We start from the raw sequence: 23177 nt of genomic DNA on the forward strand, positions 1-23177 counted from the left end.
CCGCCCCTCGCCTGTGGAGATCGTCGTCAGGTCGGTGACCCACAGCCGGTTCGGCGCCGGCGCCGCGAAGGTCGCGCTCTACCAGCTCCGAGGCGAGGGCGGCCTTCGGGTTGCGGCGCGTGAAGCCCTTGCGGCACTGGCTAACGCCCTTGACGTCGGCCTGGCGCATGAGTCGCGCGACCTGCTTGCGACCCACGCGGACGCCGGCGCACCGGAGCGCCCGACCAGCGACACACCGCACCTGACGCCCCACCAGAACGAGCGTCATTTCGGCGTCGGGATGTCGCCCGTAACGCCCACACCGCACATCACGCGCACCCGTAAAACCGCAGGTCAGAAGCCCTACTTAACCCGCTCCAGGATCACCACGCACTCCACATGATGTGTCATCGGGAAGAGGTCGAACGCTCGCATGCGTCGTGGTGCGTATCCCGCCTCGCGGAAGTAGGCGAGGTCGCGGGCGAGGGCCGCCGGGTCGCAGGCGACGTAGGCGATGCGGCGGGGGGTGAGGGTCGCGAGGTGCTGGACGGTCTGCTTGCCGGCGCCGGCGCGGGGCGGGTCGAGGACGACGAGGTCGACGTCGGTGATGCCGGTGCGGGGCAGGACCTGCTCGACCTTGCCGCGTTCGATGCGGACGCGGTCGAGGTCGGCGAGGTTGTGCTGGGCGTCCTCGACGGCGCGCTTGTTTGATTCGATGCCGAGGACGGCGCCCTTGTCGCCGACGCGTTCGGCGAGGGCTCCGGCGAAGAGGCCGACGCCGCAGTAGAGGTCGAGGGCGGTGTCGCCCTTCTTGGGCATCAGGCCCTGCATGACGGCCTCGACGAGGAGGTCGGCGGCCTTCGGGTGGACCTGCCAGAAGCCGCCGTTGCCGACCCGCCAGGTGCGGCCGGCGGCGCGTTCGCGGACGAAGGGGCGGCCGTGGACACGGTGGACGGCCTTGTCCTTCTCGCCGATGCGGAGGACGGAGACCGGCTTGTCGAGTTCGACGATCGGGAGGCGGCCGCCGGGGCGGGGGGTGAGGACGACCTGGCGGTCGTGGGAGCCGGTGGCGGCGATCGCCTCGACGGTGGCGATCTGCGGCCAGGTGCGCTGCTCGATGCCGAGTTCGGAGACGCCGGGGGCGGCGATCATGCAGTGGGTGACCGGCTCGATGTCGTGCGAGCGGTGCTTGCGGAGGCCGGGGTGGCCGTCGGCGTCCACGGCGTACTGGACGCGGGTGCGCCAGGCCGGGACCTCGCCCTTGGCGACCTTGTCGCCGGGGGCCGGCTCGACGGTGCCGTCCCAGCCGCTCGCCTCGGGGGTGAGGCCGGCCAGGCGGGACAGCTGCTCGGTGATGACGGCGGCCTTGAGGCGGCGCTGCGCACCGGGCGCGGCGTGCTGCCAGTCGCAGCCGCCGCACCGGCCGGGGCCGGAGAAGGGGCAGGGTGCCTCGACGCGGTCCTTGGAGGCGTCGAGGATCTCGACGGCGTCGGCGCGCAGGAAGCGGGCGCCCTCCTCGCCGTCGGTGACGCGGGCGCGGACCCGTTCACCGGGCAGTGCGTGCCGGACGAAGAGGACCTGTCCGGCGTCGGTGCGGGCGATGCAGTGGCCGCCGTGCGCGACCGGGCCGATCTCGACCTCGTACTCCTCGCCGACCAGCGACTTCCTCGGTTCCGGCGTGTCCGGCTGCATGGCGGGGAGCTCCTGGGTGGGGTGGGGCGAAACCGTGACGGCCGGCCTCCGGGTGGAGGCCAGCCGTCAATTCTACGGGGTGCGGTGCGGTGCGCCGGCCCCCTGTGGAGGGCGGGCGCACCGGTCACTTCTTCGTGCCCGCGGATTCCTTCTTCGGTGCGGAGACCGGACCGCGCCGGACCGCGCCGGGCGCGTTCCACTCGGCGCGCTTGCGGGCGCGCTTCTTGGCGGCCTCGGAGGAGTCCAGCTGCCAGGGCACGGAGGTGACCATGACGCCGGGGGTGAAGAGGAGGCGTCCCTTCAGGCGCAGTGCGGACTGGTTGTGGAGCAGGTGCTCGTACCAGTGGCCGACGACGTACTCGGGGATGTAGACGGACACCGCGTCGCGCGGGCTCTCCCGGCGCAGCGACTTGACGTAGTCGATGATCGGCCGGGTGATCTCGCGGTACGGCGAGGCCAGGACCTTCAGCGGCACCTCTATGCCGCGGCGCTCCCACTCGGCGCGCAGGGCGCGGGTGTCGGCCTGGTCGACGTCGACGCTGACGGCCTCAAGGGCGTCCGAGCGCATCAGCTTGGCGTAGTTCAGGGCGCGCAGAGTGGGCTTGTGCACCTTGGAGACCAGGACGATGGCGTGGACCCGGGAGGGGCGGACGACGTCGTCGTCGGGCACGTCGGGGGCGGCGATCTCGTCGGAGACCCGGTCGTAGTGGCGGCGGATCGCGGTCATCGTGACGAAGAAGATGACCATGCCGAGCAGGGCGACCCAGGCGCCGTGGGTGAACTTCGTCAGCAGCACCACGACCAGGACGAGGCCGGTGAAGAAGGCACCGAAGGTGTTGATGGCGCGGGAGCGGTGCATCCGGCGGCGCTTGACCGGGTCCTTCTCGGATCGCAGATGGCGGTTCCAGTGGCGGACCATGCCGGTCTGGCTGAGCGTGAAGGAGACGAAGACGCCGACGATGTAGAGCTGGATCAGGCGGGTGGAGTCCGCGCCGTAGAGGTAGACCAGGACGGTGGCGGCGCCGGCCAGCAGCACGATGCCGTTGGAGAACGCCAGCCGGTCGCCGCGGGTGTGCAGCTGGCGCGGCAGGTAGCGGTCCTGGGCGAGGATCGAGCCGAGCAGCGGGAAGCCGTTGTAGGCGGTGTTGGCGGCCAGGAAGAGGACCAGCGCGGTGGCCCCGGCCAGGATGACGAAGAGGAAGCTGCCCTTGCCGAAGACCGCCTCGGCGACCTGCGAGATGACCGGGTTCTGGGTGTAACCGGAGCCGATCGGCTGGCCGTTGTGCAGCAGGTTGGTGGCCGGGTTCTCGGCCATCCGGACGCGCGTGGACATGGCCAGCGCGATGATGCCGCAGAACATGGTGACGGCCAGCCCGCCCATGAGGGCGAGGGTGGTCGCGGCGTTCTTCGACTTCGGCTTGCGGAAGGCGGGCACGCCGTTGGAGATCGCCTCGACACCGGTGAGCGCGGCGCATCCGGAGGAGAAGGCGCGCAGCAGCAGGAAGATCAGCGCGAAGCCGGCGAGTCCGCCCTGCTCGGCGTGGACGGTGTAGTCGGCGGTCGGGGCGCGCATGGTGTCGCCCAGTACCAGGCCGCGGAACGCGCCCCAGAGGATCATGATGAAGACGCCGACCACGAAGACATACGTGGGAATCGCGAAGAGCTTGCCGGACTCCTTGACGCCGCGCAGGTTCATCAAGGTCAGCAGCACGATGATCGCGATGGCGCTGAACGTCTTGTGCTCGACGACGAAGGGGACGGCCGATCCGAGGTTCTCCACTCCGGAGGAGATGGAGACCGCGACGGTCAGCACGTAGTCGACCAGGAGTGCACTGGCGACGGTCAGCCCCGCCTTCGGCCCGAGGTTGGTGGTGGCGACCTCGTAGTCGCCGCCGCCGCTCGGGTAGGCGTGCACGTTCTGCCGGTACGACGCGACGACGGTGAACATCAGCACCACGACCGCGACCGCGATCCAGGGGCTGAAGTTGTACGCGGAGACTCCCGCCACGGAGAGGACGAGCAGCACCTCGCCGGGCGCGTAGGCCACGGAGGAGAGCGGGTCGGAGGCGAAGACGGGGAGTGCGATGCGCTTGGGGAGAAGGGTCTCTCCAAGCCTGTCGCTGCGCAGTGCGCGCCCGATCAAGATCCGTTTGGGCACGTCGGTCAGTTTGGACACCAGAGGATGCTAAGCCTTCGTCAAGGTGCTCGCCCACCCGCCACCCGGACGGGTGGGAGCACCCGAATGCACCGCCCCGCGCAGAGCCGCCGGGCTGCGCTTCCACTCCCCGGCGCCTCCACGACATCCGCACCTCAGGTGCACGGCAGCACCGCCGGAGCGGGGTACGCCGGGGGCCGGGACGTCGTGGCGGACATCACGGAGCCGGGGCGGGTGACGGCGTGCCCGGTCACGCCCCGCGCACCGGCTGCGGCCGCCGCGACAGCAGTTCGCCCAGCCCCTCGCGGGTCGCGGCCAGCAGCACCACGTCCCGCGGCCGCAGCACGTAGTCGTCCAGTTCGTCGGCGAGCTGCGCCGGTGCCTGCCCCGGGCCGGGCTGCGGCTCGCCCGCCGCGGCCGGTGCCGCCTCCGCGTCCGAGGCGGAGGGGTCGACGGCCAGCACCCGCAGCCGCCCCGGCCGCCGCACGTCACCGACCGCACGCCCCACCAGGGCGGCGTGCTCGCCCACCTCCACCCGGGCCACCAGCAGCACCCGCCGCTCCACCGGGATCGCGCCCAGGATCTCCCGGCCCATCATCGCCCCGGCGAACGCCGGTGCCGCCAGGAAGGAGACGCTGCGGCTGCGGGTCCGCGCGCCGGGGTGCGCGGCGCGCAGCGTCCGGTAGACGGCGGTGGCGAACCCGTCGTCGAAGATCCGCAGGGTCACCCGCAGCCGCGGATTGACCGACCGGGCATAGAGCGCGGCCTCCAGATTGGTGGTGTCCTCGCTCGTCAACGCGAGGAGGGTCCGGGCCCGGTCGGCCAGCGCCGCCTCCAGGATCCCCTCCTGCGTGACGTCCCCCACGACGGTCGGCACGCGCAGCCGGCGCGCCAGGGCGATGCCGCGCGCCTCCGGATCGGCCTCGATGCACACCACCGGGATGCGCATCTCGTGCAGCCGCGCCAGTACGCGGGTACCGACCTTCCCCAGGCCCAGCAGCACCACGTGTCCCGACAGGCCGCGCGGCGGCCGGCGCAGCGCGGAGGCGCTGCGGAAGGTGCCCATCCCCTCGATCGCCGCCGCCACCAGCACCGGGAGCAACAACAGCCCGACCAGCCCGGACAGCAACTGGAGCACCTTGCGCGCCGGCGGCTCCGTGAGCGCCGGATCGTCGATCGCGAACAGGTCGAGCAGGGTGAGATACGCCGCGTGCAGCGGCTGCTCCCCCGTCGTCAGGGACGCGATCACGGCCAGCGCCAGCACCGCCCCGACGAAACCCGCCAGCGACCAGCGCAGCCGCCGGGAGAACAGGGACGCCAGCGGTGCGCCCCGGCCGCGGAGCCGGCGCGGTCGCACCGTCCGGCCCGTATAGGCGACGGTCTCCAGGACGATCCGGCCGCAGTCCACGGCCGCGCCGGCGGTGGCGTCGTCGGGCAGCAGCACCGGGCCGTCGTCGATCGGCCCCGCCTCGGACGCGCCCACCGCGTCACCGGGCTGCTCACCGGGCGAGGGCGTCAGCAGCGCCAGGGTGCACAGCCGCCGCGCGCCGGCCGGCCCGGACTGCCCCGGCGCACGCTCCACGGCGCGCAGCATCAGCCCGTTCGCCTCGATGACCTTGCTGGTCCCGGCCACCGCGGTGGCCACCAGCGCCGGGGCGACGGTGTCGGTGTCGGAGAGCACCATGGTCGACGCCTCGGCCGGCGTCACCGCCACGCCGTCCCCGGCGCGAGCCGCGGCGACCGCCGCCGCCTGGTCCAGCAACTCCTCCAGATGCTGGCCGAGTTTGCGGTTGTAGAGCCGGATGACCAGCCGCAGCCGGGGGTTGAGGCGGCGGGCGCGGAGCGCGGCGTGGATGTTGAGATCGTCGTCGTCATGGACCAGCGCCAGCGCGCCCGCCTCGGCGATCCCTGCCTCGGTCAGCGCCGCGTCGTCGATCTGGGCCGCCTCCAGGACCCGGACCGGCTCCGGCGGCGGTTCGCTCTCCTCGCCCGGCGCCACGGGCGACGTCCCCGGCGGCACCACCGGCCCGGTGCGCGCCACCACCGCCGAGACCCGGCCGAGCAGCGCGGTGGCCCGGCCGAGGCCGCGGGAGGGCGACGGAATGCGGGGCCGGCGCGGCTCCCGCGCCGACGGCACGACCAGCGTCACCCGTTCGCGGTAGACATCGCGGAGCTCGGCGGCGAGCCGGTGGGCCAGCGCGTCGTCACCGCACACCACCATGTGCGGTGCGACAGCGCCCTGTTGAGGCTGAGGTGGCAGTTGAGGCACACGCCGTAGCGTGCCCTACCGGCCCGAGCCCGCGCAGCCGCGCGCACGATCCCGCGACGCCGCACCACCGACCCGCAACCGTCCGGCCCCTACCGCGCCCCCTACCGGGCCCACCGTTACGGCTACGGTTGTACCCGACCACGGTGCGGCCGGCGCTCTCGTCCGACGCACCGGGCCGCCGTCGCAGACAGCGGATCCGTGTCGCCGTCATGTCGGAGAAGAAAGTAGTGAGCAGGGTGTTTGGTCAGGTCAGCGCGCTAGTACAGGGCACGGGGTAATCAGCATGCACATCGTCATCATGGGGTGCGGTCGCGTGGGCTCCGCACTCGCGCAGACCCTGGAGGGCCAGGGCCACACCATCGCGGTGATCGACCAGGACCCGACCGCGTTCCGCCGCCTGGGCTCCGCCTTCGGCGGCCGCCGGGTCACCGGCGTCGGCTTCGACCAGGACACCCTCCGTGAGGCCGGCATCGAGGAGGCGGGCGCCTTCGCCGCCGTCTCCAGCGGCGACAACTCCAACATCATCGCCGCCCGGGTGGCCCGCGAGATGTTCGGCGTCGAGAACGTCGCGGCCCGTATCTACGACCCGCGCCGCGCCGAGGTCTACCAGCGCCTGGGCATCCCCACGGTCGCCACGGTCCGCTGGACCGCCGACCAGATGCTGCGCCGGCTGCTGCCCTCGGGCGCCGAACCCCTGTGGCGCGACCCCAGCGGCGGCGTCCAGCTGGCCGAGGTGCACACCTCCGCCGCCTGGGTCGGCCACAAGATCAGCAAGCTCCAGGAAGAGACCGGCGTCCGCGTCGCCTTCCTGACCCGCCTGGGCGAGGCCATGCTGCCGACCTCCCAGACGGTCCTCCAGGAAGGCGACCTGGTGCACGTGATGATGCGCACCGACGAAGTCGAGACGGTCGAAGCGGCATTCGCCCAGGGTCCCGAGGAGGCGCACGCATGAGGGTCGCGATCGCAGGCGCCGGCGCGGTGGGTCGTTCCATCGCCGGCGAACTCCTGGAAAACGGACACGAGATCCTGCTCATCGACAAGGCGCCCACCGCCATCTCCGTCGAGCGGGTCCCGCTCGCCGAATGGCTGCTGGCCGACGCCTGCGAGATCACCTCGCTCGACGAGGCCGCCCTGCAGCGCTGCAACGTCGTCATCGCCGCGACCGGCGACGACAAGGTCAACCTCGTCGTCTCGCTGCTCGCCAAGACCGAGTACGGCGTGCCGCGGGTCGTCGCCCGCGTCAACAACCCCAAGAACGAATGGCTCTTCAACGAGTCCTGGGGCGTCGACGTCGCGGTCTCCACCCCGCGCCTGATGTCGGCCCTGGTCGAAGAGGCGGTCAGCGTCGGCGACCTCGTCCGGCTGCTGCGCTTCAGCCACGGCGACGCCAACCTCGTCGAGCTCACCCTCCCCCCAGAGGCCGCCCTGTCCGGCACCCGGGTCGGCGACGTCCAATGGCCCGAGGACACCTCCCTGGTGACGATCATCCGCGGCACCCGCGTCCTCACCCCCAACAAGGACGACGCCCTCGAGGCCGGCGACGAGCTGCTGTTCGTCGCCGCCCAGGCCCGCGAGGAGCAGCTGGAGGACCTGCTGTCGGTCCGCCGCACCGACGGCTGAACCGACTCCGGACACACGAAGGGCCCGGGAGCCACACGGCTCCCGGGCCCTTCGCCCGTCCACTCTCAGCGGCGGTGCCGCGGCCCTCCGCGGCCACGCTCCACCGACGCCGCGTCCGGCTCCGCGGCCGGCAGCCCCCGCTGCCGCTCCCGCTCGGCCTCCTCGGCCTTCTCCTGCGCCTCCATCTCCGCGAAGACGTCGATCGGCGCCGGCGCCTTCACCAGGAACACCCACGTCAGATAGAGCGCCAGCAGGAACGGCGGGATCTTCAGGGCCACCAGCACCCAGCCCAGCTGCGTGGTGTCCGCCCACCAGTACAGCGGGAACAGCACCAGGCACTTGCCGAGCAGGATCAGACCCCAGGCCCAACTGGCCTTCGCATACGCCTTCTTGCGGCCCGGATTACGCGTCCGCCACGAGAGGTTCTCCTTGAACACCGGCCCCAGGATCAACCCGATCAACGGGACACCCGCCAGCGTCGTGATGATGTACGCCAACGCCAGGCCCAGCGTGTAGAGCATGCCCGGCAGGTAGAAGTCCTTGGCGTTGCCGGTCATCATCGCGAAGACCACGCCGAAAGCCACCCCGAACACCCCGCTGAAGGCGTGCTTGACGGTGTCCTTCCGCACCAGCCGCACCGCGCACAGCACCAGCGACACCGCCAGCGCCGCGATCGCCGAGATGTGCAGATCCTTGTTGGCGGTGAAGATCGCGACGAACAGCAGACCCGGCAGCACCGTCTCCACCATGCCGCGCACGCCGCCGAACGCCTCGAACAGCGCCGCCTCGGTCACCTCCCTGCCGCCGGCGTCGGCGCCCGTACCGGAGGCGGCACGCGGCACACCCACCGGACGATCAGCGGAGACGGAAGCCTCAGGGTCAGTGGTCGGTCGGTCGTACGACGTCACCGGCTACTCCTGTCCGAGCGGTCGCAGTTCGTACTTGGGATTGAAGAGCACCCGGCGTCCGTGACTCAGCGAGATCCGGCCCGAGGCGATGAGCTTACGGCCCGGCTCGATCCCGACAATGGATCGGCGACCCAGCCACACCACGTCGAGCGCCGCGGAGCCGTCGAAGAGCTCCGCCTCCAGCGCGGGCACACCGGCACGCGGCCGCAGCGTGACATGCCGCAGGGTGCCGGACACCTTGACGATCTGACGGTCGGCGCAGTCGCATATCCGGGTGCAGCCCGTCGCCTGCGCATCCTCCTGCAACTCGGCGGACTGCAGCTCCTCCTCGGAGGACGACAGCCTGTCGAGCATCCGGCGGAACCGGCCGGCCGGCTTCTCGGGTCGGGTCCCAGCACTCATAACCCCAGCGTACCGGGGCCCGCACAGCCTCCCCCGCACCCCGTCCACCCCTCGAAACCCCCACTTTTCCCCCGACGCAACCACCCCGCCCCGGCCCCGCGGCCGCCGCACCACACCCCCGCCAACGGCCATGCCCCACCCGCCCCGCCTTCACCCCTCGAACCGGTACCCCATCCCCGGCTCCGTGATGAAGTGCCGCGGATGCGACGGATCACCCTCCAGCTTCCGGCGCAGCTGCGCCATGTACACCCGCAGATAGTTGGTCTCGGTGCCGTACGACGGCCCCCACACCTCCTGGAGCAGCTGCTTCTGGCTGACCAGCCGGCCCTGGTTGCGCACCAGCACCTCCAGCAGATGCCACTCGGTGGGCGTCAGACGGATGTCCCGACCGCCCCGGTTGACCTTCTTCGCCGCCAGATCGACCGTGAACCCCTCGGTCTCCACGATCACCTCGTCGTCCGCCGGCCCGGTCGGCTCCGCCCGGCGCACCGCCGCCCGCAGCCGCGCCAGCAGCTCGTCCATCCCGAACGGCTTGGTCACATAGTCGTCCGCCCCGGCGTCCAGCGCCTCGACCTTCTCGTCCGACGTCTGCCGGGCGGACAGCACCAGGATCGGCACCCGCGACCAGCCGCGCAGCCCCTTGATGACCTCCACCCCGTCCATATCGGGCAGCCCCAGGTCCAGGACCACGACATCGGGATGGCGGGCCGCGGCGAGTTTCAAGGCGGTCGCCCCGTCCGGGGCGGCGTCCACCTCGTACTTGCGCGCCTTCAGGTTGATCACAAGGGCGCGGACGATCTGCGGCTCGTCATCGACCACAAGCACCCGGTTCACTGGCGTTCTCCTCGCGGTGTCGGTCGCCGACGGGCCACACCCGCCGGCCAGGTAATGAGTGCGGCCGGTACCGTCCGGCCGGTCTGCTGGCCCCCTCCCGGGCCACACGGCGGACACGCACCGTCACCGGAACGCGGCCCTCTTCCGCCGAAGGTGCGTCCGCCCGGGTCCCGGCTCATGTCGTCGCCTGCGCCGGAAGATCGGGGCGGACCGGCGGAACGCCCGCGGCGGCCCGCAGCGTCAGCACCATCGTCATGCCACCGCCCGGAGTGTCCTCCGCCGCCAGCGTCCCGCCGATCGCCTCCGCGAAACCACGCGCCACCGCCAGCCCGAGCCCCACCCCGGCGCCCCGCGGAGCGTCCCCGTACCGCTGGAACGGCTCGAAGATCCGGTCCTTGGCACTGTCCGGCACCCCCGGACCCCGGTCGGCGATCCGCAGCTCCACCCGGTCGCCGAGCGCACTGGCCGAGACCAGCACCACCTCCCCGTCCGGGCTGTACTTCACGGCGTTCTCCACCAGATTGGCCACCGACCGCTCCAGCAGCCCCGGATCCACCGCCACCATCGGCAGCTCCTCGGGAATGTCCAACGTGACGCTGCCCTCCGGGACCCCGCCCAGCGCCATCGGCACCACCTCGTCGAGGTCGATCTCCCGGATCAGCGGCGTCACCGTGCCGGTCTGCAACCGCGACATGTCCAGCAGATTGCCCACCAGGTGGTCCAGCCGGTCCGCACCCGCCTCGATGCCCGCCAGCAGCTCCGCCTCGTCCTCCTCCGACCACGCCACATCGTCCGACCGCAACGACGTCACCGACGCCTTGATACCCGCCAGCGGCGTCCGCAGATCATGGCTGACCGCGGCCAGCAACGCCGTCCTTATGCGGTTGCCCTCCGCCAGCTCCCGGGCCCGCTCGGCCTCCCCCACCAGCCGCTGCCGGTCCAGGACGACCGCGGCCTGAGCGGCGAACGCGGCCAGCACCCGACGGTCCTCCGCCGGCAGCACCCGACCCGTCAACGCCAACGCCATGTGGTCCCCCACCGGCATGTCCACGTCCGCGTCCTCCGGACGCTGCAACGGAGGCGAGTCCTCCCCGCCGCCGGCCCGCCCCGCACACGTCCACGGATCGACGTCGCTGCGCCGCTCCAGCAGCGCCACGGTGTCCATCCCGAACGTCTCGCGCACCCGCTCCAGCAGCGCGTCCAACGTGGTCTCACCACGCAGCACGCTCCCCGCCAGGAACGACAGGATCTCCGACTCGGCACGCAACCGCGCCGCCTGATGGGTCCGCCGGGCGGCCAGATCCACCACCGACGCCACCGACACCGCCACCGCGAAGAAGATCGCGATCGCCACGATGTTCTTCGGATCGCTGACCGTGAGGGTGTGGGTGGGCGGGGTGAAGTAGTAGTTCAACAGCAACGAGCCGACCGCCGCCGACGCCAGCGCCGGCAACTGCCCACCGAGCAGCGCCGCGACCACCGTCAGGAACAGGAACAGCAGCACGTCGTTGGCCAGCCCCGGCCCGTTCGAGACCTTGGACAGCAGCAACGACAGCAGCACCGGACCGCCGACCCCGGCCACCCAGCCGGCGATGATCCGCGACCGGCCCAGCCGCGCCCCTCGCGCCACCGGCAGCCCCCGGCCCTTGGCCACCTCGTCGTGCGTCACGATGTGCACATCGAGATCCGGCCCGGACTCCCGGGCCACGGTCGCCCCCACCCCCGGCCCGAAGATGTACTGCCACGTCTTGCGGCGGCTCGAACCCAGCACGATCTGGGTGGCGTTCACCCCCCGGGCGAACTCCAGCAGCGCACCGGGGATGTCGTCCCCTATGACGTGGTGGAACGTCCCGCCCAGGTCCTCCACCAGCGTCCGCTGGACCGCGAGTTCCTTCGGCGAGGCCGAGGTCAGCCCGTCGCTGCGGGCGATGTAGACGGCGAGCACCTCGCTGCCCGAGCCCTTCGCGGCCATCCGGGCGGCCCGGCGGATCAGCGTCCGCCCCTCCGGCCCGCCGGTCAGCCCGACCACGATCCGCTCCCGGGCCTGCCACGTCGAACGGATCGAGTGCTCCGCGCGGTACTGCTGGAGGTACTCGTCCACCCGGTCGGCCACCCACAGCAGTGCCAGTTCGCGCAGCGCGGTGAGGTTGCCCGGCCGGAAGTAGTTCGACAGCGCCGCATCGACCTTGTCCGACTGGTAGATGTTGCCGTGCGCCATCCGCCGCCGGATCGCCTGCGGCGACATGTCGACCAGCTCGATCTGATCGGCCCGCCGGACGATCTCGTCCGGCACCGTCTCCCGCTGCCGCACACCCGTTATCGACTCGACGACGTCCCCGAGCGACTCCAGGTGCTGGATGTTCACCGTCGAGATCACCGTGATCCCGGCTTCCAGCAGCTCCTCGACGTCCTGCCAGCGCTTGCCGTTGCGGGACCCGGGAACGTTGGTGTGCGCCAACTCGTCGACCAGCGCCACGGTCGGCTTCCGCTCCAGCACCGCATCGACGTCCATCTCGGTGAACGTCGACCCGCGGTACTCCAGCTCCCGTCGCTGCACCTGCTCCAGCCCGTGCAGCATCACCTCGGTGCGGGGCCTGCCATGGTGCTCGACGAACGCCACCACGACGTCCGTGCCGCGCTCCACGCGCCGGTGTGCCTCGGACAGCATCGCGTACGTCTTGCCGACGCCCGGTGCCGCGCCGAGATATATCCGTAGCTTGCCGCGTGCCATGGCCCCATTGTCTTACGTGAAGGCCGCCCCCACCGGGCTGGGCCTGATGCGACTTTACCGACCGTTCCCGCGAAAAAACGCCCAGGTAGCGGCTTCCCGCCCGGTCTTGACGCGACTCTGATACAGGCTCTGAGCAGGGGGCCGAACGGGGCGCAGGACACTCTGGTATAGGCGCACCGACGCATCCGAACACTGGTCCTGGGGGCCCGATCCGGGGCACCGGTCTGGGGCGCCGATCCGGGGCACCAGTCTGGGGCGCCGGTCTGGGACGACAGTCCGGGAGACCGATCCGGGTCAGCCATCGCCGGCACTGCCGGTATCACTGGCACCGCTGGTATCGCTGGCGCCGCCGGTATCGCTGGCGCCGCCGGTATCGCTGGCGCCGCCGGTATCGCTGGCGCCGCCGGTATCGCTGGCGCCGCCGGTATCGCTGACACCGCTGACATGACTGGCATCACTAGCATCACTGGCCGAAACAAAGCGATCGCCCCCGCCGAGGCTCCCTGCCACGATGCCTCCCATGACCCCCATGAGCCCCGTCCCCTCCGAACGTCCCACCCGCACATCCTCGGTGCGCGTCGTCCACACCGCCGACCTCGACACCGGCACCCTCGACGCGGCCCGCATCCTCCTCTACGACGTCTTCGACGACATGACCGCCGAGGACTGGGACCACGCACTCGGCGGCCTGCACGCCCTCGTCCACGAGGACGGCGAACTCATCGGCCACGCCGCCGTCGTCCAACGCTGCCTGCTGCACAACGGCCGGGCACTGCGCTGCGGCTACGTCGAGGGCGTCGGGGTCCGCGCGGACCACCGCGGACGGGGCCACGGCGCCGCCCTGATGAACGCCCTGGAACGCGTGATCCGCAACGCCTACGACCTCGGCGCACTCAGCGCCGCCGACGGAGCCGCCGCCTTCTACGCCACCCGCGGCTGGCAACTCTGGCGCGGCCGCTCCTCAGCCCTCGCCCTGAACGGCCCCCGCCCCACCCCGGACGAGGACGGCTCCCTCTACGTCCTGCCGTCAGCCGTGCCGCTCGACCTCGAAGGTGACCTGACGTGTGATTGGCGGGAGGGGGATGTTTGGTAGGGGGTGACTGGGTTTGGGGGGGTGGGGGATGGAGGCTGGGTGGGGGCTGGCTGGAGCCTGAGGGTCGGGAGGGATTCTTGGGCGGAGACGGGCTCGCGGGGAGGGTTGAGGAGGTGGGACTCTCTTCCTCTCCTCTCACCTCCTGGGGGGCTCCCCCACCCCCGCCCCTCACCCCTCACCCCTCACCCCTCACCCGCCACCGTGACCACCCCGTCGTCGAGTTCCAACACCCTGTCGGCGAGGGTGAGGAGGGTGGTGTCGTGGGTGGCGACCAGTGCCGTGACGCCCTCGCTGCGGACCACGGCTCGAAGCAGTTCCATCACCTCCAGACCGGTTTCGGCGTCCAGTTGCCCCGTCGGCTCGTCGGCGATGAGCAGCGCCGGACGGTTGGCGAGAGCGCGGGCTATGGCGACCCGCTGCTGCTGACCGCCGGAGAGTTCGCCGGGGCGCTGGGCGGCGTGGTCGGCGAGGCCCACCAGGGACAGCAGGAGTGCGACGCGCGCTTCGCGCTCCCGCGCTGGGACCTTCCGCAGCCGCAGTGGTACTCCGACGTTCTCGGCGGCGCTGAGTATCGGTATCAGTCCGAAGGATTGGAAGACGAAGCCGATCCGGTCGCGGCGCATCTCCAGCAGACCGTCTTCTCCGAGGTCGGCCAAGGGGGTGCCGTCGACGGTGATCCGTCCGGAGTCGGGGGTGTCCAGGCCGCCGATGAGGTTGAGGAGGGTGGTCTTGCCGGATCCGGAGCGGCCGCGCAGGGCGACGAGTTCGCCGCGCGGAACGCCGCAGGTCACCCCGCGCAGAGCGTGTACGGCGCCGGAGCCCGTGCCGTAGCTCCGGTGCAGGTCCTCGACGAGGACCATCGCTTCCGCCGGCGCCGCGTCCGCGACGGCGGTACCCGTGGCCGTCGTTCCGTCGTTCGCCTCACTACTGCCGTTCATGATGCGTTCCCCCGCTCTCGTCGTGGCATCTGCGCTCTGCCCGGACTGTGCTCTGCCTCAACTCCCGCCTTGGAGTTGGAGGCTCCCTCACCGAACCCCCGCTGTATCGCGGCGAGTTGCCGCTCATCTGCGAAACAGTATGAGGACCGTGCGCGCAGGCGGGCAACGCCTGTGGATAACTCGCGAAACGCACAGCTCAGGCCGTTCGAAAGGGAGTTGAGGGCACCACGCTCCGCGACGCCGAAGCCGACGCCGACGTCCACGCCAGCGCCGGTAGCAGCCATGAGTCCGCATCCCCCACGCCACGCGCAAAGGGGCGGCCCCAGGAAGGACAATTCCCGGGGCCGCCCCCGCCCGTGGGCTGGATGCGGCGGCTGTGTGCGCCATGTGCGCACCGCTCGCGAGATGCCTCAGTAAGGCACCGTCCGTCACCGCTGTCCCTGGACCAGGTCCCGGAGTGCGATGTTCAGCTCCAGGACGTTGACCCGGGGTTCTCCCATGAATCCCAGCTGGCGTCCCTGGACGTGGTCCTGGACGAGCTGCTCGACCTTGCCGGCGGGGAGGTGGTTCTCCTTGGCGACCCGGTCGACCTGCAGCAGTGCGTACTGGGGGGAGATGTCGGGGTCGAGACCGGAGCCGGAGGAGGTCACGGCGTCGGCCGGCACCTGCGACTCGGGGACGCCGTAGGTGGTGGCGACCCATTGCTTGCGGTCCTTGACGGCCTTGACCAGGTCGGTGTTGGTGGCGCCCAGGTTGGAGGCTCCGGAGATCTGGAGGTTGTACTGGGTGTTGACGCCGTTTGTCCGGTTGCTTCCCAGTCCGGCCGAGGGGCGGGGCTGGAAGTAGCGGAGGTCCGGAATCGGGTTGCCCTTCTTGTCGGTGCCCTTGTCGTAGCGCTGGCCGATGAGGGAGGAGCCGACGACCTTGCCCTGGGAGCTGATCTCGGAGCCGTTGGCCTGTCCGTTGAAGGCGGCCTGGGCCACTCCGGTGACCACCAGGGGGTAGATCACCCCGCAGACGACGGTGAGGACGAGCAGGGCGCGCAGGCCCGCGGCCAGCAACCGTGCGGTGTTGCGTACGGAGTTGTTCATGCCGGGTCACCCGATTCCGGGGATGAGGGAGATCAGCAGGTCGATGAGCTTGATGCCGATGAACGGTGCGATGAGGCCGCCCAGTCCGTAGACGGCGAGGTTCCGGCGGAGCATCTTGTCGGCGCTGACGGGGCGGTAGCGCACGCCCTTGAGGGCGAGCGGCACGAGGGCCACGATGATCAGGGCGTTGAAGATGATCGCGGAGAGAATCGCGGAGTTGGGGCTGGACAGCCGCATGATGTTGAGGGTGTCCAGGCCGGGGTAGGCCACCGCGAACATCGCGGGGATGATCGCGAAGTACTTGGCGACGTCGTTGGCGATCGAGAAGGTCGTCAACGCACCCCGGGTGATGAGCAGTTGCTTGCCGATCTCGACGATCTCGATGAGCTTGGTCGGATTGGAGTCGAGGTCGACCATGTTGCCGGCCTCCTTGGCGGCCGAGGTGCCGGTGTTCATCGCCACCCCCACGTCCGCCTGGGCCAGCGCCGGGGCGTCGTTCGTCCCGTCACCGGTCATCGCGACCAGCTTCCCGCCGGCCTGCTCGCGCTTGATGAGCGCCATCTTGTCTTCGGGGGTGGCTTCGGCGAGGAAGTCGTCCACGCCGGCCTCGTCGGCGATGGCCTTGGCGGTCAGCGGGTTGTCACCCGTGATCATGACCGTCTTGATGCCCATCTTGCGGAGTTCGACGAAGCGTTCGCGCATGCCGTCCTTGACGACGTCCTTGAGGTGGATGACACCGAGGACGCGGGGGCCGCTTTCGTCTTCCAGGGCGACCAGCAGCGGGGTGCCACCGGCCTGGGAGATGGTGTCGGCGAGCTGCCGGGCGTTCTCGGTGACCTCGCCGCCGCGCTCCTGGACCCAGGCGAGGACGGACCCGGTGGCGCCCTTGCGGATCTTGCGGCCGTCGACGTCGACACCGGACATACGGGTCTGTGCGGTGAACGGGATCCACTCGGCACCCGTCAACGTGTCGCCGCTGAACTCACCCTCGCGCAGTCCGTACTTCTCCTTGGCGAGTTCGACGACGGAGCGCCCTTCGGGGGTCTCGTCGGCGAGTGAGGACAGCTGGGCGGCGTCGGCGAGTTCCGTCTCGGTGGCGCCAGGGACGGGCACGAACTCGGCGGCGCGGCGGTTGCCGTAGGTGATGGTGCCGGTCTTGTCGAGCAGCAATGTCGATACGTCGCCCGCCGCTTCGACGGCGCGTCCGGACATGGCGAGGACGTTGCGTTGGACGAGGCGGTCCATACCGGCGATGCCGATGGCGGAGAGGAGCGCGCCGATGGTGGTCGGGATGAGGCAGACCAGCAGGGCGAGCAGCACGATCATGGGCTGTTCGGCGCCGGCGTAGATGGCGAACGGCTGGAGGGTGACGACGGCCAGCAGGAAGACGATGGTGAGGGACGCGAGGAGGATGTTCAGCGCGATCTCGTTGGGGGTCTTCTGGCGTGCGGCGCCCTCGACGAGGTTGATCATCCGGTCGATGAAGGTCTCGCCGGGCTTCGTCGTGATCTTGACGACGATGCGGTCGGAGAGGACCTTGGTGCCGCCGGTGACGGCGCAGCGGTCACCGCCGGATTCGCGGATGACGGGGGCGGATTCGCCGGTGATGGCGGATTCGTCGACGGAGGCGACGCCTTCGACGACGTCGCCGTCCCCGGGGATGATGTCGCCGGCCTCGCAGACGACGAGGTCGCCGACGCGGAGTTCGGTGCCGGGTACGTGCTCCTCGTCGGTGCCGTTGAGGCGGCGGGCGACGGTGTCGGTCTTGGCCTTGCGCAGGGTGTCGGCCTGTGCCTTGCCGCGGCCTTCGGCGACGGCCTCGGCGAGGTTGGCGAAGACGACGGTCAGCCACAGCCAGACGGCGATCGCCCAGCCGAACCAGTCGGTGGGGGCGAGGCAGGCGAATATCGTGGTGAGGACGGAGCCGACCTCGACGACGAACATGACGGGCGACTTGATCATCACCCGCGGGTCGAGCTTGCGCAGGGCGTCCGGCAGGGACGTGACCAGCTGCTTGGGGTCGAAGAGACCGCCGCCCACACGGCCGTCGCCGGGCTGCTGTCCGCTGGTGGCGTCCTGTTCCGGAGCGCGGGTCGGTGTTGCGGTGGACATGGAGCCGTGCTCCTCCGGTTTCACGGGGGCGGTCATGACAGCCCCTCCGCCAGCGGCCCGAGGGCGAGCGCCGGGAAGTAGGTCAGACCGGTGATGATCAGGATCGTGCCGACCAGCAGCCCGGCGAAGAGCGGCTTTTCGGTACGGAGGGTGCCCGCGGTCTCGGGGACCGGCTGCTGTTCGGCGAGCGAGCCGGCGAGGGCGAGCACGAACACCATCGGGAGGAAGCGGCCGAGCAGCATGGCCAGACCGATCGTGGTGTTGTACCAGGGCGTGTTGGCGTTGAGTCCGCCGAAGGCGGAGCCGTTGTTGTTGGCGCCGGAGGTGAACGCGTAGAGGACCTCGGAGAAGCCGTGGGGTCCGGCGCCCTGTGCCTTGGTGTTGAGCATCGAGCCGAGGGCGTCGGGGAGCACCATGGAGGCGGCGGTGAAGCCGAGGACCAGGGTGGGCGTGATGAGGATGTAGCAGGCGGCGAGTTTGATCTCGCGGGTGCCGATCTTCTTGCCGAGGTATTCGGGGGTGCGGCCGACCATGAGGCCGGCGATGAAGACGGCGATGACGGCCATGACGAGCATGCCGTAGAGGCCGGATCCGACGCCGCCGGGGGCGATTTCGCCGAGCATCATGCCCAGGAGCTGGAGGCCGCCGCCGAAGGCCGTGTAGGAGTCGTGGAAGGAGTCGACGGCTCCGGTCGAGGTCAGGGTGGTGGCCACGGAGAAGATGGCGGAGCCGCCGACTCCGAAGCGGTTCTCCTTGCCTTCCATCGCGGCGCCGGCGGCCTGGAGTGCGGGCCCGCCGTGGGCGAACTCGGTCCACATCATGAGCGCGGTGAAGCCGAGCCAGATCACGCCCATGGTGGCGAGGATGGCGTAGCCCTGCTTCACGTTCCCGACGAGCTTGCCGAAGGTGCGGGTCAGCGAGAAGGGGATGACGAGGATCAGGAAGATCTCGAAGAGGTTGGTGAAGGCGGTGGGGTTCTCGAAGGGGTGGGCGGAGTTGGCGTTGAAGTAGCCGCCTCCGTTGGTGCCGAGTTCCTTGATGACTTCCTGGGAGGCGACGGCACCGCCGTTGGTCTGCTGGGTGCCGCCCATGAACTGGCCGACGTCGTGGATGCCGGCGAAGTTCTGGATGACGCCGCAGGCGACGAGGACGAGGGCGCCGACGACCGCGATGGGGATCAGGACGCGGATGGTGCCGCGCACCAAGTCGGCCCAGAAGTTGCCCAGTTCACCGGTGCGGGAGCGGGCGAAGCCGCGGACGAGGGCGATGGCGACGGCCATGCCGGTGGCGGCGGAGACGAAGTTCTGGACGGCGAGGCCGGCGGTCTGGACGACGTGGCCCATGGCCTGTTCGCCGCTGTACGACTGCCAGTTGGTGTTGGCGACGAACGAGGCGGCGGTGTTGAAGGCCTGGTCGGGGCTGATGGAGGCGAATCCGAGGGAGAGTGGCAGGTTTCCCTGGAGGCGCTGGAGGAGGTAGAGGAAGAGCATCCCGGCCAGGGAGAAGGCGAGGACGCCGCGGAGGTAGGCGGGCCAGCGCATCTGGGTGTCCGCGTTGGCGCCTATGCAGCGGTAGATGACCTTTTCCACGCGCAGATGGCGCGGGGAGCTGTAGGCGGCGGCCATGTAGTCGCCGAGCGGGCGGTACACCAGGGCGAGCGCTGCGATGAGCGCTGTCAGCTGGAGCACACCGGCGAGAGCGGGGCTCATGTGGCCCGCTGCGGTTGCAGCTGTCGACACCTCAGAACCTCTCCGGGAAGACGAGGGCGAGGACCAGGTAACCCAGGAGGGCGACGGCCACGATGAGGCCGACGACGTTCTCGATGGTCACAGCTTCGTCACCCCCTTGGCGACGAGAGCCACCACTGCGAACACCGCGAGGGTGGCGACGACGAAGGCCATGTCGGCCATCGTGTGCTCCTAGATGGGCAGGCGGAATGGGACCCCTAGAGCAAACCGCCCTTCTTCCGCCGCTTGAACGCTGTTGACGCCTCCCTTACGGCCATTAGCGCTCCGTTGACGGTTTTCTTACGCTTCTCGACCTGACCTGCACAAATGACAAGGGGCCGTACTCCCTTCACGGGAGTACGGCCCCTTGTGACCGTCATGAATGAGCCGTCGCCGCGGTGTTGTCGCACCCCGCGGCGCCGCGGCGGGTCAGCGGATCTCGGTGATCTCCGGCCCGCGCTCCAGGCGCTCCACGCCACCGCCGAAACGCGACCCTCCGGCCTGCTCCTGCTGCACCCCGTCCGGCACCATCTGGGCATCGTCGGGCAGCTTGAGGACGATCGGGTCGCGGGGCGCCATCGGGCCCTCGCCGCGGACGACGACGGTGTCCTGGAAGATGTGCTCCAGCACACCGGCGGCCTGTGGCTGCACCGCGCCCTGCCCGGAGATCACACCGCGCAGGAACCAGCGCGGACCGTCGACGCCGACGAAGCGCACGACCTGCACGCCGTTGGTCCCGTCCGGCAGCTGCACCGGCACCTGGGCCCGCAGCTCCCAGCCCAGCGGCCCCTCGACCTCGTCGATCACACCGCCCTGCTGGGTGATGCCCGTGGCGATCTCCTCGCGCACCTCGCCCCAGATGCCCTCGCTCCTGGGGGCGGCGAACGCCTGCAACTGCACGGCGCTGTCCTGGAGGACGATCGTCGCGGCCACGATCGCGTCGCCGGCGACCTCGACCCGCAGCTCCATGCCCTCGATACCGGGGACGAAGAGGCCGCCGAGGTCCACCCGGCCCTCACCGGGCTCCTTGACCTCCGACACGTCCCAGGGACCGTCCGGGCGCGGCGCCGGCGGGAGATTGAGCCGCGGTTGCGTCGCGTCGTCGTTCTCGCCGTCCGTCGTCTCGTCGGCGAGCGCCGTGTCCTCGGCCGGCTCTACAGGAGCCTCGTTCTTCTTGCGACGTCCGAACACGTCAATGTCCTTCCCGGTCGCCACCGACCGATGCGTATTCATTCCCGCCCGTGGAGCCGCCCACCGCCGCATGACCGCCGGTGGACCCGAATCCCCCCTCGGCCCGCGCCGAGCCGGGAAGTTCCGCCACCTCGTGGAAGCGCACCTTCTCGACCTGCTGGACGACCAACTGGGCGATCCGGTCGTACTTCTCGAACCGCACGCTCTCCCGCGGATCCAGATTGACCACGATCACCTTGATCTCTCCACGGTACCCGGCATCGACCGTCCCGGGGGCATTCACCAGCGCCAATCCGCAGCGGGCCGCGAGCCCGGATCGCGGGTGCACGAACGCCGCGTAGCCGTCGGGCAGCGCGATCGACACACCGGTGGGGAGAACGGTGCGCTCCCCCGGTGCCAGTTCGGCGGCCTCGGTGGTCACCAGGTCGACGCCCGCGTCTCCTGGGTGCGCATAGCTCGGAACGGGAACGTCCGGGTCCAGCCGGCGCAGCAGCACGTCTACCGGATTGCGTCGCTGATTCACGGGTTCACCTCGAAGGCACGTGCTCGCTTGACCTGGTCCGGGTCGGCCATCGCCGCCTGGATCTCCTCGGCCCTTCCGTTGTCGATGAAGTGGTCGACCTTGACCTCTATGAAGACGGCCTGGGCGCGCACCGCGACCGGCCCGTCCGGGGCGCCTATCCGACCCACCGCCGTCGAATAGATCTTCCGGCCCTCCACCGCGGTGACCTGCGCCTCCAGGTGCAGCACGCTGCCCAGCGGCACGGGCGCTATGAAGTCGGTCTCCAGCCGTCCGGTCACCGCGATCACCCGCAGCAGCCAGTTCAGCGAGCCGAGCGTCTCGTCCAGCGCGGTGGCCAGCACACCGCCGTGCGCCAGGCCCGGGGCGCCCTGGTGGGCCTCCTTGACGGTGAACTCGGCGGTGACGCTCACGCCGTCGCCGGCCCGGGCCTCCAGGTGCAGCCCGTGCGGCTGTCCCGTGCCGCAGCCGAAGCACCGGTCGTAGTGCGCGCCGAGCAGCTCTCCGGGGGCCGGCGCGTCCGGGTGCCGGACCGGGGCCGTGGCGCCCTCGGGCGGCGTCAGCCGCGTCCTGGGTTGGTCAGTTCCACTCACGAGTGCAGACCCTACCCGCGCGCGTAAGGGGTGCGTGCCGCCGTGCCAAGCTGGACCCATGCAGTCGTACGAAGAACGTCTCACCGCGCCCCGCTCCTGGTGGGTGATCGCCGCGCTCCTCGGCATCGCCTGCGCCCTGATGCTGCTCCCCTTGGGGACGCTGCCGATGCTGGGCGGGCTGATCGGCGGCGCGGCGCTGTCCGCGGTGGGGGTGAGCGCGTACGGCTCGGTGCGGATCCGGGTGGTGGGCGGCGCGCTGATCGCGGGGGACGCCAAGATCCCGGTGTCGGCGCTGGGCGAGGCGCACGCGCTGGACGCGGCGGAGGCGCTGGCCTGGCGGACGCACAAGGCCGATGCGCGGGCGTTCATGGTGCTGCGGAGCTATGTGCCGACGGCGGTGCGGGTGGAGATCACCGATCCCGAGGACCCGACGCCGTACGCCTATGTGTCGACGCGGGAGCCGGAGCGGCTGGTCGCGGCGCTTTCGGCGGCCCGCGGCTAAGCGGTCGGGCCGTCCGGCAGGGCGTCCCAGGGGATCTGGTGGCGGCGCAGGTCCGCACGGATCTTGTCGGCGAGTTTCCGGGTGTCGCGGCGGTTGAGGAATGCGCCGACCGCGGCGCCGACCAGGAACGGTGTGAGATTGGGCAGGTTGCGCAGGGTGCGCTTCATGACCTGCTGCCGCAGTTCGCGTCTCGTCGGCCCGCCCAGTGCGACGTTCAACGACGCGGGTTTGGCGATGTCGATGCCGCGCTCCTGCGTCCAGGACGTCAGGTAGGCGGTGGCCCGCTGGGTGCCGCTCCCCGTGGGTCGGCGGCCGTAGACCTCGTGCAGTTCGGCGATCAGTTTGATCTCGATCGAGGCGACCCCCGCGACCTCGGCCGCGAGCTCGGCGGCCATGGCGGGTGGGACGGGCAGCATCGCGGCCGCGCCGACGCCCGCACCCACGGTGGCGGTGCCCGCACTGGCGCCCGCCACCAGCTTGTCGGCGAGCTCCTCGGGGGTCAGTCCGGGGAACTGCGCGCGCAGGGTGGCAAGGTCGCGGACCGGAATCCTGGGGGCGGTGGCGATGATCCGGTCGGCGATCACGCCGAGCGCCGACCGTACGCCGTCGCGGCCCCGTCTGGCGCCGCGGACGGCCGCGCCCGCGAGCGAGGCCGGACGGCCCCGCCGCTTCGGTCCACCAGCCGTGTGCTCCTCGGGGAGGGCGGTCGGGTCGGCGGGCACGGGCGCGGTTTCCTCGCGTGATCGTGCGCCGGCCGCCGGACCGTTGCCGCCCTTGCGGCCCTTACGGAACGGGTTCACGCCTGGCACGGCGTAACCGG

At 70.9% G+C, this 23177-nt stretch carries 22 protein-coding genes; 5 read left to right on the forward strand and 17 right to left on the reverse strand.

Annotation, left to right across the window (positions count from 1 at the left end):
• Positions 1-13: 13 nt before the first annotated feature.
• Complete coding sequence (locus ACIQE0_RS28760; RefSeq protein WP_402337668.1) at positions 14-382, forward strand: hypothetical protein; 369 nt, start codon at positions 14-16, stop codon at positions 380-382.
• Here the strand turns inward: ACIQE0_RS28760 and ACIQE0_RS28765 are convergent.
• The 3 genes from ACIQE0_RS28765 to ACIQE0_RS28775 all read right to left on the reverse strand — a co-directional run bounded on the left by ACIQE0_RS28765 (position 343) and on the right by ACIQE0_RS28775 (position 6047).
• Positions 343-1671: a class I SAM-dependent RNA methyltransferase gene (locus ACIQE0_RS28765; RefSeq protein WP_402337671.1), complete on the reverse strand. Its 1329-nt coding sequence runs from the start codon at positions 1669-1671 to the stop codon at positions 343-345. The genes ACIQE0_RS28760 and ACIQE0_RS28765 overlap by 40 nt on opposite strands.
• 124 nt (positions 1672-1795) lie before the next feature.
• A complete protein-coding gene (locus ACIQE0_RS28770) occupies positions 1796-3847 on the reverse strand; it encodes an APC family permease (RefSeq protein WP_366331599.1) in 2052 nt (683 codons plus the stop codon).
• A gap of 229 nt (positions 3848-4076) precedes the next feature.
• Positions 4077-6047: an NAD-binding protein gene (locus tag ACIQE0_RS28775; protein WP_402337884.1), complete on the reverse strand. Its 1971-nt coding sequence runs from the start codon at positions 6045-6047 to the stop codon at positions 4077-4079.
• 331 nt (positions 6048-6378) lie between these two features.
• Here ACIQE0_RS28775 and ACIQE0_RS28780 point away from each other — a divergent pair, with 331 nt between their 5' ends.
• Together ACIQE0_RS28780 and ACIQE0_RS28785 are read left to right on the forward strand one after the other, a co-directional pair.
• Complete coding sequence (locus ACIQE0_RS28780; protein WP_366331600.1) at positions 6379-7047, forward strand: TrkA family potassium uptake protein; 669 nt, start codon at positions 6379-6381, stop codon at positions 7045-7047.
• Positions 7044-7715 (forward strand): TrkA family potassium uptake protein, encoded by a 672-nt coding sequence (locus ACIQE0_RS28785; protein WP_366331601.1) that lies wholly within the window; start codon positions 7044-7046, stop codon positions 7713-7715. Before ACIQE0_RS28780 ends, ACIQE0_RS28785 begins: the two co-directional genes overlap by 4 nt.
• Positions 7716-7780: 65 nt before the next feature.
• Here the strand turns inward: ACIQE0_RS28785 and ACIQE0_RS28790 are convergent, their stop codons facing one another.
• From ACIQE0_RS28790 to ACIQE0_RS28810, 5 genes are all read right to left on the reverse strand, one after another.
• Positions 7781-8623, reverse strand: a complete 843-nt coding sequence (locus ACIQE0_RS28790) for a DUF3159 domain-containing protein (RefSeq protein WP_402337676.1) — start codon at positions 8621-8623, stop codon at positions 7781-7783.
• 3 nt (positions 8624-8626) lie between these two features.
• Entirely contained in the window at positions 8627-9025 is a 399-nt protein-coding gene (locus tag ACIQE0_RS28795) for an OB-fold nucleic acid binding domain-containing protein (RefSeq protein ID WP_366331603.1), read from the reverse strand.
• A 150-nt stretch (positions 9026-9175) separates the two neighbouring features.
• Positions 9176-9859 carry a response regulator gene (locus tag ACIQE0_RS28800; protein WP_016570936.1) on the reverse strand — a complete coding sequence of 228 codons (684 nt, stop codon included), beginning with the start codon at positions 9857-9859 and terminating at the stop codon, positions 9176-9178.
• Between the two features lie 175 nt (positions 9860-10034).
• Complete coding sequence (locus tag ACIQE0_RS28805) at positions 10035-12590, reverse strand: sensor histidine kinase KdpD (RefSeq protein ID WP_366331604.1); 2556 nt, start codon at positions 12588-12590, stop codon at positions 10035-10037.
• 294 nt (positions 12591-12884) lie between these two features.
• A complete protein-coding gene (locus ACIQE0_RS28810; RefSeq protein ID WP_402337680.1) occupies positions 12885-13100 on the reverse strand; it encodes a hypothetical protein in 216 nt (71 codons plus the stop codon).
• 19 nt (positions 13101-13119) lie between these two features.
• On the opposite strand from ACIQE0_RS28810, the gene ACIQE0_RS28815 reads away from it, so the two are divergent.
• Positions 13120-13683, forward strand: coding sequence for a GNAT family N-acetyltransferase (locus tag ACIQE0_RS28815; RefSeq protein ID WP_402337887.1), 564 nt, complete (start codon positions 13120-13122; stop codon positions 13681-13683).
• 182 nt (positions 13684-13865) lie between these two features.
• On the opposite strand, the gene ACIQE0_RS28820 is transcribed toward ACIQE0_RS28815, so the two are convergent.
• The 8 genes from ACIQE0_RS28820 to ACIQE0_RS28855 all read right to left on the reverse strand — a co-directional run bounded on the left by ACIQE0_RS28820 (position 13866) and on the right by ACIQE0_RS28855 (position 21855).
• Positions 13866-14543: an ABC transporter ATP-binding protein gene (locus ACIQE0_RS28820; RefSeq protein WP_402337890.1), complete on the reverse strand. Its 678-nt coding sequence runs from the start codon at positions 14541-14543 to the stop codon at positions 13866-13868.
• Between the two features lie 506 nt (positions 14544-15049).
• Entirely contained in the window at positions 15050-15712 is a 663-nt protein-coding gene (kdpC, locus tag ACIQE0_RS28825; RefSeq protein WP_402337682.1) for a potassium-transporting ATPase subunit KdpC, read from the reverse strand.
• A 6-nt stretch (positions 15713-15718) separates the two neighbouring features.
• Entirely contained in the window at positions 15719-17824 is a 2106-nt protein-coding gene (gene kdpB, locus ACIQE0_RS28830) for a potassium-transporting ATPase subunit KdpB (protein WP_402337893.1), read from the reverse strand.
• 32 nt (positions 17825-17856) lie between these two features.
• Entirely contained in the window at positions 17857-19533 is a 1677-nt protein-coding gene (gene kdpA / locus ACIQE0_RS28835; RefSeq protein ID WP_402337896.1) for a potassium-transporting ATPase subunit KdpA, read from the reverse strand.
• Between the two features lie 31 nt (positions 19534-19564).
• Positions 19565-19654, reverse strand: coding sequence for a K(+)-transporting ATPase subunit F (gene kdpF / locus ACIQE0_RS28840; protein ID WP_003982525.1), 90 nt, complete (start codon positions 19652-19654; stop codon positions 19565-19567).
• A gap of 326 nt (positions 19655-19980) precedes the next feature.
• Positions 19981-20742, reverse strand: a complete 762-nt coding sequence (locus ACIQE0_RS28845) for a DUF3710 domain-containing protein (RefSeq protein WP_402337686.1) — start codon at positions 20740-20742, stop codon at positions 19981-19983.
• Between the two features lies 1 nt (position 20743).
• Complete coding sequence (dut, locus tag ACIQE0_RS28850; protein WP_366331611.1) at positions 20744-21265, reverse strand: dUTP diphosphatase; 522 nt, start codon at positions 21263-21265, stop codon at positions 20744-20746.
• Positions 21262-21855 carry a PaaI family thioesterase gene (locus tag ACIQE0_RS28855; protein WP_366331612.1) on the reverse strand — a complete coding sequence of 198 codons (594 nt, stop codon included), beginning with the start codon at positions 21853-21855 and terminating at the stop codon, positions 21262-21264. Before ACIQE0_RS28855 ends, dut begins: the two co-directional genes overlap by 4 nt.
• A gap of 58 nt (positions 21856-21913) precedes the next feature.
• Between ACIQE0_RS28855 and ACIQE0_RS28860 the strand changes: the two genes are divergently transcribed.
• The gene (locus tag ACIQE0_RS28860; protein ID WP_384099988.1) at positions 21914-22357 is read left to right on the forward strand and encodes a DUF3093 domain-containing protein; all 444 of its coding nucleotides are present in this window, start codon (positions 21914-21916) and stop codon (positions 22355-22357) included.
• Here the strand turns inward: ACIQE0_RS28860 and ACIQE0_RS28865 are convergent.
• Positions 22354-23166 (reverse strand): hypothetical protein, encoded by an 813-nt coding sequence (locus tag ACIQE0_RS28865; RefSeq protein ID WP_402337689.1) that lies wholly within the window; start codon positions 23164-23166, stop codon positions 22354-22356. The genes ACIQE0_RS28860 and ACIQE0_RS28865 overlap by 4 nt on opposite strands.
• Between the last annotated feature and the right edge of the window lie 11 nt (positions 23167-23177).

Source organism: Streptomyces sp. NPDC093097 (assembly GCF_044754325.1).
Classification (GTDB): Bacteria; Actinomycetota; Actinomycetes; order Streptomycetales; family Streptomycetaceae; genus Streptomyces.

What these genes read in the sequence shown, in the direction of transcription:
- ACIQE0_RS28765 (WP_402337671.1), bottom strand. Translation starts at nt 1,671, where the DNA reads ATGCAGCCGGACACGCCGGAACCGAGGAAGTCGCTGGTCGGCGAGGAG.
- ACIQE0_RS28775 (WP_402337884.1), bottom strand. Translation starts at nt 6,047, where the DNA reads ATGGTGGTGTGCGGTGACGACGCGCTGGCCCACCGGCTCGCCGCCGAG.
- ACIQE0_RS28780 (WP_366331600.1), top strand. Translation starts at nt 6,379, where the DNA reads ATGCACATCGTCATCATGGGGTGCGGTCGCGTGGGCTCCGCACTCGCG.
- ACIQE0_RS28785 (WP_366331601.1), top strand. Translation starts at nt 7,044, where the DNA reads ATGAGGGTCGCGATCGCAGGCGCCGGCGCGGTGGGTCGTTCCATCGCC.
- ACIQE0_RS28795 (WP_366331603.1), bottom strand. Translation starts at nt 9,025, where the DNA reads ATGAGTGCTGGGACCCGACCCGAGAAGCCGGCCGGCCGGTTCCGCCGG.
- ACIQE0_RS28805 (WP_366331604.1), bottom strand. Translation starts at nt 12,590, where the DNA reads ATGGCACGCGGCAAGCTACGGATATATCTCGGCGCGGCACCGGGCGTC.
- ACIQE0_RS28815 (WP_402337887.1), top strand. Translation starts at nt 13,120, where the DNA reads ATGAGCCCCGTCCCCTCCGAACGTCCCACCCGCACATCCTCGGTGCGC.
- ACIQE0_RS28820 (WP_402337890.1), bottom strand. Translation starts at nt 14,543, where the DNA reads ATGGTCCTCGTCGAGGACCTGCACCGGAGCTACGGCACGGGCTCCGGC.
- kdpC (WP_402337682.1), bottom strand. Translation starts at nt 15,712, where the DNA reads ATGAACAACTCCGTACGCAACACCGCACGGTTGCTGGCCGCGGGCCTG.
- kdpB (WP_402337893.1), bottom strand. Translation starts at nt 17,824, where the DNA reads ATGTCCACCGCAACACCGACCCGCGCTCCGGAACAGGACGCCACCAGC.
- kdpA (WP_402337896.1), bottom strand. Translation starts at nt 19,533, where the DNA reads ATGAGCCCCGCTCTCGCCGGTGTGCTCCAGCTGACAGCGCTCATCGCA.
- ACIQE0_RS28860 (WP_384099988.1), top strand. Translation starts at nt 21,914, where the DNA reads ATGCAGTCGTACGAAGAACGTCTCACCGCGCCCCGCTCCTGGTGGGTG.